A 14,462-nucleotide genomic window follows, 5' to 3' on the forward strand; every position below is an offset into this window, starting at 1 on the left:
TGTCGGATCTCACTTCTTGGCGATGTCGAGGAAAGCCTCGGCCGCGGCCTTGGCAAATGCAGGATCGTTGATGTGCAGCGGCAGGCGCGTCACGATACGGTTCCCGGTCGGCTTGATGGTGTGCTCGATGGCCTCGAACAGCGCCGCATCGGCTTGCGGATCGAAGAAGGCGCCGCCTTCGACATCGAGCGCCGACACGCCTTTTTCCGGGATCAGGAAGCGCACCGGGCCGTCGCAACGGGCGAGGCGGCCGCCGATCCATTCGCCGATCCGGCGGCTCTCCTCGGCGGTAGTGCGCATCAGCGTGACATTCGGATTATGCTCATAGAACAGCCGCCCGCGATATTTGTCGGGGATAGTCGGCGGCGCCCAGAAGTTCACCATGTCGAGCGCGCCGACCGAGCCGACATAGGGCAGTTTCGTGCGAGCAATGGCGCCGAAGCGATCCTCCGTCGCCGGCAGCACGCCGTCGAACAGCAAATCGCAGACCTCGGTTGTGGTGATATCAAGGACGCCGGCGAGCAGGCCGCTATCGGCAAGCTTCTCCATCGAGCGGCCACCTGTGCCGGTCGCATGGAAGACCATGCAGTCATAGTCGGCGCGCAAGCGCTCGACGATTGCCGTGACACAGGGCGTGGTGACGCCAAACATGGTCAAGCCGAGCGCCGGCTTGCCGGCAGTTGACGGGGCCGGCCTCGCCGCCATGCCGGCGATCGCCTGGGCGGCGTTGTGCAGGACGACGCGCGACAGACGATTGAGGCCGGCCATGTCGGTTACCGACGGCATCATGACGATGTCGGAGACATCGACGTAAGGCGCGGTATCGCCGGAGGCCAGCGTCGAGACCATGATCTTCGGTAGACCCAGCGGTAGGGCGCGCATGCCGGCGGTGACAATCGATGTGCCGCCGCCGCCGCCAATGCCGATCACGCCGGCGACGTCGTCGCGCGATTGGATGAAACGGATAAAGGCGACACCCATGCCGGCAACGGCGAGTCCGCGGTCGTCAGTGCCGAGCACGGCGCCGGCTCCATCGGGATGATGCGCGGCGACCTCGCTTGCCGCGACATCCACCGGGATGGTCGCGCCGCGTGTGCCGATATCGACGCGGACGACCGAGCCGCCGCCGACGGCGACGGCATCGGCCAGGAAGGCAAGCTCCTCACCCTTGGTGTCGGCGGTGCCGACCACATAGATACGCTTCATTCGCCTTTCCCCGTCGTCTCCTCGGTTAGCCGGCCTGCTCGGCGGTGCGGCCTGCCGCTTCGGGCCTGGCGCTTGGTCCGGCCATTGCAATTTTTTGAGACGCGCGTATCGTATTGATATGGATGTCTCACGTCAACAAGCCGCTTCCGATGACGCCGAGCAGCTGAGAGCCGGGAAGGGGCCCCGCGCCCGTACCAGGCGGCTGATGCTGGAAACGGCGACGCGGCTGATGCAGTCCGGCGTGACGCCTTCGGTCAGCGAGGTTGCAGAGGCTGCGGAAGTGTCGCGCGCGACCGCCTATCGCTACTTTCCGAGCCAGGCCGCGCTGGTGCAGGCGGTCGTCGACGAGGGGCTCGGACCGATCCTGACCTGGAAATCGAATTCGAAAGATCCGGAACAGCGGGTCGCCGAACTCTTCGCCTCCGCCATGCCGCGCATCGAGGCTTTCGAGGCGACGTTCAAGGCGGCGCTCAAGCTTTCGCTCGACCAGTGGGCGAGACGGCAGGCTGGCACGCTAGGCGCCGAACCGGCTTTCAAGCGCGGCCATCGGATCGACCTCCTGAAGGACGCGATCGCTCCGCTCAAGGGTCAGCTCAAGCCGCGCCAGTTCAGGCGTCTTGCCCAGGCGCTGTCGATGATGTTCGGTGTCGAGGTGCTGATCGTGCTGAAGGATATGTGGGGGCTGGACAGCCGTGACATGATGGCGGTCGCCGAGTGGACGGCGGGCGCGCTGGTGCGCGCGGCGGTAGCGGAATCAGGAGCGAAGGCGACTGGAGGTTCGGCACCAGCTGAAATAGACATGTCCTGAATCTGGTTCGACCAGATTGGAGAGGATGCCAACAACAATGACTGCAATACATCGCTGGAGACAAGGTTTCCGCATATCAAGGAGTACGAAAAATTATAGAAAACAGAGGGATATCGCTTTGAGCGGCTTGTGGAACCGTTTTGGACTGCACAAGAAAGAACTTGACGTCCCTCTTGAATTGGTAATACCAGATCAGGACGCGTAAAGCGGAGCGAAGGTGGAGGTTGCGATCGATTTTTCTGGTCGGGCGAGGAGGCCCGAAACCGGAAATGCCGTCACGGGAGGAACTGCCAGGGCCGACCCGCTATGCCGGCCCGCATGACAAGGTAGAAGGCGCACAAGGGAGGAAAACTATGCGCAAGATAGTGACCAGCGTGATCGCTGGTATCGGGCTGGCGCTTGCCTGCGGGACATCCGTCCGCGCGCAAGACAAGGAACTCACCATCTTCTGGGCGGAATGGGATCCGGCGAACTATCTGCAGGAACTCGTCAACGACTACACGGCCGAGACGGGCGTGAAAGTCACGGTGCAGACCACGCCGTGGCCTGATTTCCAGACCAAGGCCTTCACCGAGTTCAACGCGCATGGCGACGCCTACGACATGGTGGTCGGCGACTCGCAATGGCTGGGCGCCGGCTCGACGCAGGGCCACTATGTGGACCTGACCGACTTCTTCAACAAGCATAAGCTTGGCGATGTGATGGCGCCCGCGACCATCAAATATTATGCCGAGTACCCGGGCGGTTCCGGCAAGTACTGGGCGATCCCGCTGGAAGGCGATGCGATCGGCTGGTCTTACCGCAAGGACTGGTTCGAGGACCCGAAGGAGAAGGAAGCCTTCAAGGCGAAATACGGCTACGACCTCGATGTTCCGAAGACCTACGCGCAGCTGCGCGACATCGCCGAGTTCTTCCATCGTCCGGACCAGAAGCGCTACGGCGTCGCGATCTACACCGACAACTCGTACGACGCGATGGCGATGGGCGTCGAAAGCGCGATCTTCAGCTATGGCGGCGATCTCGGCGACTACGCGACCTACAAGGTCGACGGCATCACCAATTCCAAGGAGGCCGTCGCCGGCCTCGAAATGTACAAGGAACTCTACAAGTTCACGCCTCCCGGCTGGGGCAAGACGTTCTTCGTGGAGGACAACCAAGCCATCACCGGCGGGCTCGCCGCGATGAGCATGAACTTCTTCGCCTTCTTCCCGCCGCTGGTGAACAAAGCCACCAACCCCTATGCCGACGTGACCGGCTTCTTCGCCAACCCGGCCGGTCCGGACGGCAAGCGCTTCGCCGCTCTCGGCGGCCAGGGCATCTCCGTCGTCTCGTACTCGAAGAACAAGGACGAGGCGATGAAATTCCTTGAGTGGTTCATCAAGGACGAGACCCAGAAGAAGTGGGCCGAGCTCGGCGGCTATACCTGCAGCCAGGCCGTGCTGAAGTCGGAGGCCTTCCAGAACGCTACGCCGTATAACAAGGCCTTCTACGACACGATGTTCATGGTCAAGGACTTCTGGGCAACGCCTGAATATGCCGAAGTGCTCGATCAGCTGAACCAGAACATCTATCCGTTCGTGGTCGGCGGCAAGGGCACCGCCCAGGAAGCGCTCGACAAGACCGCCGCCGACTGGAAGGCGACGTTCACCAAATACAACCGCTACAAGTAGGCGTCACAGTCAGAATGCCGGAGGAGGGTTTCCCCTCCGGCATTCCTGTTTTCAGGGAGAACGACCGTTGGCTTCGGTAGCCCTTACCAATCTTGATCCAGCATCCAGGGCCGCCGCGCGAGGCTGGTCGGATCTGACCATCCGCAACATGTTCATCATCCCGACGCTGGTTTTCCTCATCGTCTTCAACATTTTTCCGCTGATCTATTCGCTCGGCTATTCCTTCACCAACTTCGCCGCGAACCGCAGCGAGCCCTGGCAATTCGTCGGCCTGCAGAATTACCGCGAGCTGCTCAGCGACGATCACATCTGGTCGAACTTCGTCATCACCGCGAAATATGTGATCGTGTCGGTGGCCGGGCAGATGATCGTAGGCTTCGGCCTCGCGCTTCTGCTCAACCGCAGCTTTCCGATGAAGGGCCTGATCACGACCTTGCTGTTGCTGCCGATGATGATGTCGGCGGCGGTCGTCGGCCTGTTCTGGCAGCTGCTCTACAGCCCGTCCTGGGGACCGATCAACTATGTCTTCGGCCTCGGTGACTTCGCCTGGCTCTCCAATCCCGACAGCGCGCTCTACGCCGTCGCGATCACCGACATCTGGATGTGGTCGCCCTTCGTCATGCTGCTGTCGCTCGCCGGCCTGTCGGCGGTGCCGCAGCACCTCTACGAAGCCGCCGCGATCGACCGCGCCAGCTGGTGGTACACCTTCACCCGCATCACGTTGCCGCTGGTCTCGCCGATCCTTTTGATCGCGCTGATCTTCCGCACCATGGAAGCCTTCAAGACCTTCGACATCGCCTACACGATGACGACTCAGCCGACCGCCGAGCTGATCGCGATCCGGCTCTACAAGCAGGCCTTCCAGCAGTGGGACACCGGCAAATCCTGCGCGCTCGCCTACATCGTGCTGATCATGGTGCTGGCCATCACCAACCTCTACGTAAAGTATCTCAACAAGGTGAAGGAGCGCTGAGATGGCCGCCGTCCGCACTTCTTCCGAGGTCGCGCTCAACCGTGTCGCCATCGCCGCGGTGCTGATCGCCACGCTGGTCTTCCTCGCACCGATCTATTGGATCGCCTCGACGGCATTCAAGCCGAAGGAGCTCGCCGTCAGCGTGCCGCCAACCGTGCTGTTCGAGCCCGAGGTGACGCCGTTCGTGCGGCTCTTCACCAAGCGCGTGCAGATGCAGAAGACCGTCGACCCGCAAGTCTACGAAGCCGCGCCCTGGTGGGAAAAGCGCATCTACGACGGCGGCGAGCGAGTGCTGAAGGTCGGCAAGGACGTGCAGCTTTCGCAATATCCCGACCGGTTCATGAACAGCCTGATCGTGGCGGTGGTCAGCACCGTTCTCGCCGTCGGCATGGGAACCTTCACCGCCTACGGCTTCTCGCGCTTCAAGATCGCCGGCGAGGCGGACCTTCTGTTCTTCATCCTCTCGACGCGCATGCTGCCGCCGGTGGTCGTCGCCATCCCGATGTTCCTGATGTACCGGGCAGTTGGCCTCAACGACTCCCATATCGGCCTGATCATCCTCTACGTCGCCTTCAACCTGTCCTTCTCGGTCTGGCTGATGAAGGGCTTCATGGATGAGATCCCGAAAGAGTATGAGGAGGCAGCACTTGTCGACGGCTATACGCGCATGCAGGCCTTCTTCAAGATCGTGCTGCCCGAGGCCGCAACCGGCATCGCCGCCACCGCCGTGTTCTGCTTCATCACCGCCTGGAACGAGTACGCTTTCGCGCTGATCATGACCAACCGGCGCGCCCAGACGGCGCCGCCCTTCATCCCGTCGCAGATCGGCTCCGGCCTGCCGGACTGGACCACGATCGCGGCGGGCACGTTCCTGTTCCTGCTGCCGGTTGCGATCTTCACCTTCCTGCTGCGCAACCACCTGCTTCGCGGCGTGACTTTCGGAGCGATCCGCAAATGAGTTTTCGCGCCGTCAACGAGAAGTACCTTTTGCCGGCATCGCAGATCCTCATGGTGCTCGGCATCGTCGCACTCTGCCAGCCATGGAGCCTCAGCCTGCATTCCTATGGGGTGACGATCATCCTGATCGGGTTGATCGGCTTCAACATCACGTCGAAAATCGCACCGGAGCAGAGAGAGGAAACCGGCGCCGTGACGCATGAGGGGGCCGGGCAGTGACGCAGATCGAACTTCGCGGCATCGAGAAATTCTTCGGTGCGGTCCAGGTCATCCATAATCTGAACCTCGCCATCGCCGACAACGAGTTCATCGTGCTGCTTGGACAGTCGGGCTGCGGCAAGACGACGACGCTGCGCGCGATTGCCGGGCTCGAGACGATCGATCAGGGCGACATCCTGATCGACGGCAAGGCGGTGCAGCATCTGAAAGCTGCAGACCGGGACATCGCCATGGTGTTCCAGTCCTTTTCGCTCTATCCGCATATGACGGTGTTCGAGAACATCGCCTTTCCGTTGCGGGCCACGCGGATGAGCAGCAGTGAAGTCGACACCTCGGTGCGCGAGATCGCAAGGGTGTTGCGGATCACCGACCTGCTGGACAAGCGACCGTCTGCGCTTTCGGGCGGCGACATGCAACGCGTGGCGATCGGCCGCGCGCTGGTGCGGCGGCCGAAGGCGATGCTGATGGATGAGCCGATCGGCGCCCTGGACGCCAAGCTGCGCGAGGAAATGCGGGCCGAGATCAAGCGGCTGCACATCAAGCAGGGATCGACCACGATCTATGTCACCCACGACCAGATCGAGGCGATGAGTCTGGCCGACCGCATCGTCATCATGCATGAGGGCTTCATCCAGCAGGTCGGCACGCCGGACGAGGTCTACTCGCATCCGGCAAACCTGTTCGTGGCGCAATTCGTCGGCAGCCCGGTGATGAACATCGCCGAGGCGAGCGTCGCCGATCTGGCCGGCGCGGCCTCCGTCACCGTCGGCGGTGCGCCGGCGGGTTTCGAGTTCCCGCGCGAGCTCCTGTCCAGGCTGAACGGGCATTCCAATGGTGGCTTGACGCTCGGCATCCGTCCGGAAGGCGTGCTCGTCCGGCATGATGCCGCTCCCGGCTACGTGCCGGTCGAAGCGCAGATCATCGAGCCGCTCGGCTCCTTCGACATTGTCGACCTCAAGGTCGGCTCCAAGATGCTGCGCGCCCGCACCAAGGCAGGCTACGTGTCGGGTCCGGGCGAGAAGGTTCATGCCCGCATCGACCCGGAACAGGCGCATTTCTTCGACACGGCAAGCGGCAAGTCGCTGGGAGTAAGGCTGTAATGGCCCATATCGAACTGAAGAACATCACCAAGAAGTTCGGCGGCCATACCGCGCTGACGGGTCTCAACCTCAATATCGCCGATGGCGAGTTCTTCGTGCTTTTGGGCGAAACCGGCGCCGGCAAGACGACGACGCTCCGGATGATCGCCGGCCTCGAGAAACCGACCGAGGGCCAGGTCTTCATCGACGGCGTCGACGTCGCCGACTGGAGCGCGGCCGAGCGCGACGTGGCCTTGGTGCTGCAGCAATATTCGCTCTATCCGCGCTACACGGTGCGGCAGAATCTCGAGTTTCCGCTGAGGCCAAAGATTCGCCGGCTGCCGGATGCCGAGATCAAGGACCGCGTCGCGCGCGCCGCCCGCACGCTGCGCATCGAGCACCTGCTCGACCGCAAGACCGACCGGCTCTCCGGTGGCGAGATGCAGCGCGTCTCGATCGGCCGCGCGATCGTGCGCAAACCACGCGTGTTCCTGATGGACGAGCCGCTGTCGGCGCTCGACGCCAAGCTACGCGAGGCGCTGCGCACGGAATTGAAGAACCTGCAGATGCAGCTCGGTGCCACCTTCCTGTTCGTCACCCACGACCAGATCGAAGCGATGTCGATGGGCGACAAGGTCGGCGTGCTGAACCATGGCCGCATCGTTCAGACCGGCACGCCGCAGGAGATCTACAACAATCCGCGCGATACCTATGTCGCAAGCTTCGTCGGCTCGCCGCCGATGAACCTCATCGACGGCAAGCTGGTCGACGACCGCGCGGTGATGGCGCCGATGAGTTTCGAATTGCCGGTTGGCGGGGGCGCCAGGGCTTCTTGGGGGCTAAAGACGAGCGGCGCGAGCGACGGTCGCCCGCTCGTCTTCGGGATCCGTCCGGAGGACGTCTATCTGGAAGGCGGCGCGCCGGTCGAGGCTAAGGTGCACGATGTCGAGAACCACGGCGTCGAGAAGATCGTGACGCTGAGGGTCGGCGACACGATGCTGAGAGCCACCGTGCCGGCGAGAACCGCCGTCGAGATCGAGCAGCCGGTCCGCTTTGCCTGGAACGCGGACAAGGTGGTGCTGTTCGATAAGGGCAGCGGTGTCAGCTTGCGGCACGCCGGATAGCGCGGACCGGCCGATTGCTGTCGGCCTGCACTTACTTCGGCAGATAGGTCTCGTAGGGCGTGTCGTTGATCAGCAGGATCACGCATTCGGTGTCGGACAGGCAGGCATCGTCATGCATCTCGTTGGCTTTCTGGGTCCAGTAGGAGCCCGGCGGCAGCTCGACCCTGGTCGCCTCGCCGCCTTGGATCTGCCAATGCGCCCAGAGCCCCTTGATGACCACGGCGCGATAGTCGGCGGTGTGCGCGTGGACCGGTGCGCGCCAGTTGCCGGGAACTTTGAGCAGCGTGCCGGCCGCGCCCTCGGTCCGCGAGCCCCATAGCGGGCCGAGGCGCTGCGGCTGGTCCGGCGCTTCAACGACATAAGGGATCTTGTCGGCCGGCAGATAGCTGTCTTCGAGTCCGAATGCCTGCCCCGGAGAGATGGTGAGCGCGGCGAGCGCAAGCGCTGCGAGTTGATTAGCCATGAGCGGTTCCTCCTCGGCTCAGCTTAGGCAATCCCTGTCGGTGAAGAATGACGCGTCGTCCAAAAGACTTGGCAATTCCTCCAGCCTGGTAGCGACCTGAACGCCGGCTGTCAGGATTGCTCGCCGCCGCCATTGCGCAGATGGCTCGGCGCGACACCCATCACCCGCTTGAAGGCGCGGCTGAAGGAAGCTTCCGAATCGTAGGCCAGTTTCGCCGCCACGACAGACACCCGCATGCCGTCGCGGGCGAGCCATTGCCGCGCCTGATGCATGCGCACGCGCAGCACATATTTGGCCGGCGTCTCGCCGACCACGGTGGCGAAGCGCTGCGCGAAGGCGGAGCGAGACGCGCCCATCAATCGGGCCAGGGCCGCCACCGTCCAATCGCGGTCGGGCTGCAGATGAATGGCGGCGAGCACCTTGCCGACGTCAGGATTGCGGACCGCGGCGATCCATCCGGTCGCGTCGCCGCAGCCGTTCTCTACCCAGGAGCGGATGATTGTGGCGGCGAGCACGTCAGCCAGGCGGGCGAGAATGCCGCCCGAGCCGACCCGGTCCATCGTCACCTCGCCGGCCATCGCATCGAGCAGATGCTGGATGCCCGGCGCGTTCGCCATCAGCTTATGCGCTTGCATCAGGTCGGGCATCATGTCGAGCAGCGGATGCGAGCCGTCGAGATTGAAATGCATGCTGCCGCAAAACAGCAAGGTCTTGCAGCCGTCGCAGCCGTTGGAGACGTCATAGATGTTCTCGCAGACCGGCTCGATCGTATAGCGGCCGATCGGCACGGGCGGAACGCCCGGCGCGCTCGCCAGCACATGCTCATCGCCACGCGGGATCAAGAGCGCGTCGCCGACAGAGAGCTCGATCCATTCCTTGGCCGGTGAGAACAGCCAGCAGCCCTGTTGGCCGATGAAATGGAACCGCGCCGCCTTCTGCGCGGGGAAGGAAACGGCCCACGGTTCGCCCAGCACGCAGCGGCCATAGTCGACGCCGTCGAGCCGCAATCCGCGCAGCATGTCGGTCAGCGGATCGCCGGACGCCGGGAATGTGGTTTTGGACGAATTGTAATTCATTCCGGCGTTTCTAGCATGGAAACTCCAGCCGGTCACTCCCTATGTTGCACTGCAGCGTCGCGCGCCAGGCCTGTAACGGGTGGATCCCGAACTGGCGGTCTTCCAAATGGCGCCGCAAAACAGATCGGAGATTTCCCATGACCGAACCCGCCACAGGCGTCATCGATGCCGCTGTTCTCGATAGAACCGAAGCCGAGGAGCGAAGCGAGCCTGTATGGGGCGCGGTGGTCTCGCTGGCGCTCGGCGTGTTTGGCTTGGTGACCGCCGAATTTCTGCCCGCTAGCCTGCTGACGCGGCTGGCGCAGGATCTCGGCGTCAGCGAAGGCGCCGCCGGCCAGGCCGTGACGGCGACGGCCGTCGTCGGCGCGATCGCAGCACCCACGATGGCCATCGTCACCAAGCGGCTGGACCGCAGGCTGGTCATGTGGCTGCTCACCTTGCTTCTGATCGTCTCCAACCTGCTTGCCGCCTTCGCCTCCTCGCTCACGATGCTGCTTCTTGCCCGCGTGGTGCTGGGCGTCGCGCTCGGCGGCTTCTGGTCGATGTCGGCCGCCATGGCGATGCGACTGGTGCCGATGCGGCTGATGCCGCGCGCAATGTCGATCATCCTGACCGGCGTATCGGTGGCGACCGTCACCGCGGCGCCGGTCGGCGCCTATGTCGGCGACATCTGGGGCTGGCGTACGGCCTTCATGATCGCGGCGGTCGTCGGCGCGCTGACGCTGCTTGTACAGCTTGCCACCATCCCCAGCCTGCCGCCGACGGCCGTGGCGAGCTTTCGCACGCTGATCGAGGTATTGAAGCGGCGGACGATCCGCATCGCCCTGCTGGTCGTGCTGCTCGTCGCCTCGGGACAGTTTGCGGGCTTCACCTATGTGCGGCCATTCCTGGAGACGGTGCCGGTCATGCCGATCGAGACCATCTCGCTGGTTCTGCTCGCCTATGGCATCGGCGGCTTCTTCGGCAATTTCGCCGGCGCTTTCCTGGCCGAGCGCAATCTGAAGCTTGCGGTCGGACTGGCGCCGCTGCTGATCGCGCTGTCGGCGCTTGCCATGCTCACCATCGGCGCTTCACCGGTGATTGCGGCAATCGCAGTTGCGGCATGGGGCTTTGCCTTCGGCGCGGTGCCGGTCGGGCTGCAGACTTGGCTGGTGCGCGCCGCTCCCGACCAGGCCGAGAGCGCCGGCGGCCTGATGGTCGCGACGTTCCAGGTGGCGATCGCGCTGGGCGCAGTCTTCGGCGGCCTGCTGGTCGACCATGCCGGCGTCGCCAGCGCATTCGGCTACGGTGCCATGGCAACGCTGCTCGCAGCGCTGGTGACTTTCGCCGTCGGGCCGAAACAGGCTGAATAACCTTGGACGCCGACAAGCCAGCCGGTACGGCCGGCTTGTCGGCAGGGCGATGCAGTCTGGGCTAAGCCGAGCGGCCGTCGAACTCGAAAACCTCGATAGCGGCGAGATCGATGCCGTCGAGGCAATTGATGTTGATGTAGGCGCTGCGCTCGCTGCCTTGACTGACATCCTCGGCGAAGGGATGGATGCCGCAGGTCCGGCAGAAGCGATGCGCGATCGAGCCCTTGCCGAAGGTGTATTTGCCGAGGTCGTCGCCCCAGGCAACCAGGCGCATGCTGGCGTGTGGCACGGCCCAGAGCAGCGCCCCCTTGCGCGCGCAGATCGAGCAGTTGCAGCGCACCGCGCCGCCGAGCTCGCCTGCGACCTCGAAAGCCACCTTGCCGCAGTGGCAACTGCCTTTGTACAGCATCAGTCTCTTCCTATCGCTGGCAGGTGCAAAGGCACCCTTGCCGGGTTATCCATCCGCTAGCCAAATTGGCTGCCTTAAAAGACGTTGCATCCTTGCGGAGTCCGACATCGACATGCAATCCGTGCGCGACCGTCTCGAAATCATCCTGTCACGTCTTGCCAATCGCGCGGCTGACGAAAAGGTCTACGTCAAGCAGTATGCGCAGGCGGCGCTCGCCGCAGCGGATGCAGCCGACGCGCGGCAAAGAGCCGGGGTCTGCCTCGGGCCGCTCGATGGCGTGGTCGTGTCGATCAAGGATCTGTTCGATGTCGCCGGCGAGCCGACCCGGGCAGGCTCGGCGATGCTCGCCGGTGCTCAGCCCGCCGCGCAGGACGCGGCGATCGTGCGCCGGCTGCGCCAGGCGGGCGCAGTGATCCTCGGCAAGACCAACATGACCGAATTCGCCTTCACCGCGATCGGCGACAACCTGCACTACGGCACACCGGGCAATGCGGCGGATGCCAGCCTGATCCCGGGCGGTTCTTCATCGGGCGCCGGCGTTGCGGTGGGCGAAGGCAGCAGCCAGATCTCGATCGGCTCGGACACGGGCGGCTCGGTTCGCATCCCGGCCTCGCTCAACGGCGTCGTCGGCTTCAAGCCGACGGCCCGGCGCGTGCCTTTGGACGGCGCCTTTCCGTTGTCGGCGACACTGGATTCGATCGGGCCGCTCGCCCGCAGCGTCGCTGATTGCGCGGTTGCCGACGCGATCATGGCGGGGGAGGAGCCGATGGCGCTTCAACCGATCCCGCTCGCCGGTCTGCGCATCGGTGTTCCGCGCGGCCGGCTCTTTGATGACACGCAAGCCGACGTCGCCGCGGCCTTTGAGGCGTGCACCAGCCAGATGGAGCGGGCAGGGGCGCGCGTTGCCGATCTATCGATCGATGACCTCATTGGCGGGATGCGCGCGGCGACCATGCGCGCCTCGATCGCGTCGATGGAGGGTGCGGAGGTGCATGCCGACTGGCTGGCGACCGGGGCCTCGGTGCCCGTCGACCCACATGTCAGCGGGCCTTTGTCGCGCGCGCGGACGGTTCCCGCTTCCGCCTATATCAGGACAATCCGTCGCCGGGCGGAACTGGTCGCGGCCATGACGGAACGGCTGCAAGCGGTCGACGCGCTTGCTCTGCCGACCGTGCCGATGGTCGCGCCGTCGATCGTGGCGATGGCCGGCGACGAAGCGCTACGCGACAGGACGGGAGGCTTGCTCCTGCGCAACACGCAGGTCGCCAACCAGTTCGATCTCTGTGCAATCTCGCTGCCGATGCCGGGCACCAAGCTGCCGGCCGGGCTGATGCTGGTGGCGAGGCATGGGCACGACCGACGTCTGCTCGGAATTGCTGCCGCGGTGCAGGCTTTGCTGAGCGGTTGAGGTGGTGCAGCGGCGCAATCAGTCGGCCGGAAAGCGCCGACGGTAACGCTCGATCACTTCCGGATTCCGCAGGTTGACCGGCAGCTTGTCGGCAAGCACCAGCAAGGCCTCGTTCGCAGCGCCGACGCCCATGCGCATCATCGATTCCTCGGTGATGCCGGCCATATGCGGAGTGATGATGACGTTGTCGAAGCTGAAATAGGGATGGCTCGGCGGCAGCGGCTGGGTCGCAAAGACGTCGAGCGCCGCACCGCCGATACGGCCTTTTCGCAGCGCTTCAATCAGCGCCTCGTCATCGACCACCGGCCCGCGCGAGACATTGATCAACAGCGCATTGGGCTTCATGCGGGCGATGCGCTCGCGGCTGATCAGGCCGCGCGTCTCCTCAGTCAGCGGGCAGCAGAGCACGATGATGTCGCTCTGCTCGACCAGCGCGTCGATCGACAGGAAGCCGACGCGCTCGGGCGCCGGGCGCAGGCTGCGCGTCGTCGCCACGACCTTGAGATCGAAGCCGTGCGCGGCGATGTGGCCGACGGCTTGGCCGACGGCCCCAAGGCCGACGATGCCGATCGTTTTGCCGGCGAGCTCGCTGGTCGAATTGGCATGCTCGCGCCCGGCGAGCCAGCCCTTGGCGCGCAGGTCGCGATCCATGATGCGGAAGCGCCTGAGCAGCGCCAGCGCCGTGAACATTACATGTTCGGCCACCGAGCGGGCATTGACGGCCGGCACGTTCGCCACCAGCACGCCGGCGGCGGTGGCCGCCTCGACCGGGATCATGTCCAGTCCCGCGCCATGGCGGATCGCGGCGCGCAACAGGGACGCGCCCGCGAACAGCTCCGGCGGCAGCGGCGCTCGGACGATGACGATGTCGGCGTCTTTCGCCTCGGCAGCCAGCGTTCTTGCATCGAGCGCGGACGCGACGACCAGCCGGCCGGCTCCCGCCAGCATGCTTGTCGCGCGCGGATGTAGCGGGTGCGTCGACAGGATCTTGCGCATGAAGCTCAGGCCCTTTCGAGCGCCGCGCTCTTCGGCTCGGTCCAGCGACCTTCGATGATCCCCTTCCAGTAGCTCTCGGCGCCTTGCAGGTGCGCACTCATCAGCGCCTGGGCGAGGTTGCCGTCGCGGCGCAACAGCGCCTCGTAGATCTGGATGTGTTCGGCATGCGAGCGCATGCTGCGCTCCAGATCGTTGAAATAGATCGGCAGGCGCTGCTCGCCCATCAGGTAATAGACGCTGCAGATGTTGTGGAAGACGCCGTTCTTGGTCGCTCGCACGATTTCGAGGTGGAACTCGCGGTCTTCCTTGGCGAGGCCTTCGCCGGCGGCGATGCGCTCCTCGGAAGCCTTCAGGATCTCGCGCAGCCGCTCGAAATTCTCCTCGGTGGCGCGTGAGCAGGCAAGCTCGGCCGCCTTGATCTCGTGGATCTTGCGCAGCTCGACGGTCTCGTAGATCTGCACCGGATCCAGCGGCAGGCCCGCGCGGGCGAAAAGCGCTAACGCTTCCACGCTCGCCTGCTTGGTATCGATATAGATGCCGGACTTGGCGCGGCGCTCGACGATGCGCATCGCTTCGAGGATGGCAAGCGCCTCGCGGATCTGGCCGCGGCTGACGGCGAAATGCTCCGCCAGCTCGCGCTCCGACGGCGTGCGGCCCGACTCCTTGTCCGAGTTGGAGAACAGATAGGCGGCGAGTTCCGCAAGAAGGTTCTTTTCTTTCAT

At 64.3% G+C, this 14,462-nt stretch carries 15 protein-coding genes; 9 read left to right on the forward strand and 6 right to left on the reverse strand.

Going from position 1 to position 14,462, the window contains the following annotated elements; all coding sequences use genetic code 11:
* Positions 1 to 9 precede the first annotated feature (9 nt).
* Entirely contained in the window at positions 10 to 1,206 is a 1,197-nt protein-coding gene (locus P9230_RS15815) for a Tm-1-like ATP-binding domain-containing protein (protein WP_278119835.1), read from the reverse strand.
* 118 nt (positions 1,207 to 1,324) lie between these two features.
* Between P9230_RS15815 and P9230_RS15820 the strand changes: the two genes are divergently transcribed.
* From P9230_RS15820 to P9230_RS15850, 7 genes are all read left to right on the forward strand, one after another.
* Positions 1,325 to 2,014 carry a TetR/AcrR family transcriptional regulator gene (locus P9230_RS15820; RefSeq protein ID WP_278119837.1) on the forward strand — a complete coding sequence of 230 codons (690 nt, stop codon included), beginning with the start codon at positions 1,325 to 1,327 and terminating at the stop codon, positions 2,012 to 2,014.
* Positions 2,015 to 2,367: 353 nt separating this feature from the next.
* A complete protein-coding gene (locus P9230_RS15825; RefSeq protein WP_066989980.1) occupies positions 2,368 to 3,684 on the forward strand; it encodes an extracellular solute-binding protein in 1,317 nt (438 codons plus the stop codon).
* Positions 3,685 to 3,751: 67 nt separating this feature from the next.
* Positions 3,752 to 4,657, forward strand: coding sequence for a sugar ABC transporter permease (locus tag P9230_RS15830; protein ID WP_095780122.1), 906 nt, complete (start codon positions 3,752 to 3,754; stop codon positions 4,655 to 4,657).
* Between the two features lies 1 nt (position 4,658).
* A complete protein-coding gene (locus P9230_RS15835) occupies positions 4,659 to 5,615 on the forward strand; it encodes a carbohydrate ABC transporter permease (protein WP_066989974.1) in 957 nt (318 codons plus the stop codon).
* Complete coding sequence (locus tag P9230_RS15840) at positions 5,612 to 5,833, forward strand: hypothetical protein (RefSeq protein ID WP_066989971.1); 222 nt, start codon at positions 5,612 to 5,614, stop codon at positions 5,831 to 5,833. The genes P9230_RS15835 and P9230_RS15840 overlap by 4 nt, the downstream gene beginning before the upstream one ends.
* The gene (locus P9230_RS15845) at positions 5,830 to 6,933 is read left to right on the forward strand and encodes an ABC transporter ATP-binding protein (RefSeq protein ID WP_067318983.1); all 1,104 of its coding nucleotides are present in this window, start codon (positions 5,830 to 5,832) and stop codon (positions 6,931 to 6,933) included. The genes P9230_RS15840 and P9230_RS15845 overlap by 4 nt, the downstream gene beginning before the upstream one ends.
* Positions 6,933 to 8,036 (forward strand): ABC transporter ATP-binding protein, encoded by a 1,104-nt coding sequence (locus P9230_RS15850; RefSeq protein ID WP_278119840.1) that lies wholly within the window; start codon positions 6,933 to 6,935, stop codon positions 8,034 to 8,036. The genes P9230_RS15845 and P9230_RS15850 overlap by 1 nt, the downstream gene beginning before the upstream one ends.
* A 31-nt stretch (positions 8,037 to 8,067) precedes the next feature.
* On the opposite strand, the gene P9230_RS15855 is transcribed toward P9230_RS15850, so the two are convergent.
* Together P9230_RS15855 and P9230_RS15860 are read right to left on the reverse strand one after the other, a co-directional pair.
* On the reverse strand, positions 8,068 to 8,499 hold the full coding sequence (locus P9230_RS15855; RefSeq protein WP_095826818.1) for a DUF4437 domain-containing protein: 432 nt from the start codon (positions 8,497 to 8,499) through the stop codon (positions 8,068 to 8,070).
* A gap of 110 nt (positions 8,500 to 8,609) precedes the next feature.
* The gene (locus tag P9230_RS15860; protein WP_278119842.1) at positions 8,610 to 9,575 is read right to left on the reverse strand and encodes an AraC family transcriptional regulator; all 966 of its coding nucleotides are present in this window, start codon (positions 9,573 to 9,575) and stop codon (positions 8,610 to 8,612) included.
* Between the two features lie 137 nt (positions 9,576 to 9,712).
* Between P9230_RS15860 and P9230_RS15865 the strand changes: the two genes are divergently transcribed.
* Entirely contained in the window at positions 9,713 to 10,927 is a 1,215-nt protein-coding gene (locus P9230_RS15865) for an MFS transporter (RefSeq protein ID WP_095823533.1), read from the forward strand.
* 61 nt (positions 10,928 to 10,988) lie between these two features.
* On the opposite strand, the gene P9230_RS15870 is transcribed toward P9230_RS15865, so the two are convergent.
* Positions 10,989 to 11,336, reverse strand: coding sequence for a GFA family protein (locus P9230_RS15870; protein ID WP_095823532.1), 348 nt, complete (start codon positions 11,334 to 11,336; stop codon positions 10,989 to 10,991).
* 112 nt (positions 11,337 to 11,448) lie between these two features.
* Here P9230_RS15870 and P9230_RS15875 point away from each other — a divergent pair, with 112 nt between their 5' ends.
* A complete protein-coding gene (locus P9230_RS15875) occupies positions 11,449 to 12,744 on the forward strand; it encodes an amidase (protein WP_278119844.1) in 1,296 nt (431 codons plus the stop codon).
* Positions 12,745 to 12,762: 18 nt separating this feature from the next.
* Here P9230_RS15875 and P9230_RS15880 read toward each other — a convergent pair whose 3' ends face one another.
* A complete protein-coding gene (locus P9230_RS15880) occupies positions 12,763 to 13,740 on the reverse strand; it encodes a hydroxyacid dehydrogenase (protein ID WP_278119846.1) in 978 nt (325 codons plus the stop codon).
* A 5-nt stretch (positions 13,741 to 13,745) separates the two neighbouring features.
* Positions 13,746 to 14,462: a FadR/GntR family transcriptional regulator gene (locus P9230_RS15885; protein WP_067318961.1), complete on the reverse strand. Its 717-nt coding sequence runs from the start codon at positions 14,460 to 14,462 to the stop codon at positions 13,746 to 13,748.

It is taken from the genome of Mesorhizobium sp. WSM4887, from assembly GCF_029625865.1.
In the GTDB taxonomy this organism is placed as follows: Bacteria; Pseudomonadota; Alphaproteobacteria; order Rhizobiales; family Rhizobiaceae; genus Mesorhizobium.

What these genes read in the sequence shown, in the direction of transcription:
- P9230_RS15860 (WP_278119842.1), bottom strand. Translation starts at nt 9,575, where the DNA reads ATGAATTACAATTCGTCCAAAACCACATTCCCGGCGTCCGGCGATCCG.
- P9230_RS15865 (WP_095823533.1), top strand. Translation starts at nt 9,713, where the DNA reads ATGACCGAACCCGCCACAGGCGTCATCGATGCCGCTGTTCTCGATAGA.
- P9230_RS15880 (WP_278119846.1), bottom strand. Translation starts at nt 13,740, where the DNA reads ATGCGCAAGATCCTGTCGACGCACCCGCTACATCCGCGCGCGACAAGC.
- P9230_RS15885 (WP_067318961.1), bottom strand. Translation starts at nt 14,462, where the DNA reads ATGAAAGAAAAGAACCTTCTTGCGGAACTCGCCGCCTATCTGTTCTCC.
- P9230_RS15850 (WP_278119840.1), top strand. Translation starts at nt 6,933, where the DNA reads ATGGCCCATATCGAACTGAAGAACATCACCAAGAAGTTCGGCGGCCAT.
- P9230_RS15835 (WP_066989974.1), top strand. Translation starts at nt 4,659, where the DNA reads ATGGCCGCCGTCCGCACTTCTTCCGAGGTCGCGCTCAACCGTGTCGCC.
- P9230_RS15875 (WP_278119844.1), top strand. Translation starts at nt 11,449, where the DNA reads ATGCAATCCGTGCGCGACCGTCTCGAAATCATCCTGTCACGTCTTGCC.
- P9230_RS15840 (WP_066989971.1), top strand. Translation starts at nt 5,612, where the DNA reads ATGAGTTTTCGCGCCGTCAACGAGAAGTACCTTTTGCCGGCATCGCAG.
- P9230_RS15870 (WP_095823532.1), bottom strand. Translation starts at nt 11,336, where the DNA reads ATGCTGTACAAAGGCAGTTGCCACTGCGGCAAGGTGGCTTTCGAGGTC.
- P9230_RS15825 (WP_066989980.1), top strand. Translation starts at nt 2,368, where the DNA reads ATGCGCAAGATAGTGACCAGCGTGATCGCTGGTATCGGGCTGGCGCTT.
- P9230_RS15815 (WP_278119835.1), bottom strand. Translation starts at nt 1,206, where the DNA reads ATGAAGCGTATCTATGTGGTCGGCACCGCCGACACCAAGGGTGAGGAG.
- P9230_RS15855 (WP_095826818.1), bottom strand. Translation starts at nt 8,499, where the DNA reads ATGGCTAATCAACTCGCAGCGCTTGCGCTCGCCGCGCTCACCATCTCT.
- P9230_RS15820 (WP_278119837.1), top strand. Translation starts at nt 1,325, where the DNA reads ATGGATGTCTCACGTCAACAAGCCGCTTCCGATGACGCCGAGCAGCTG.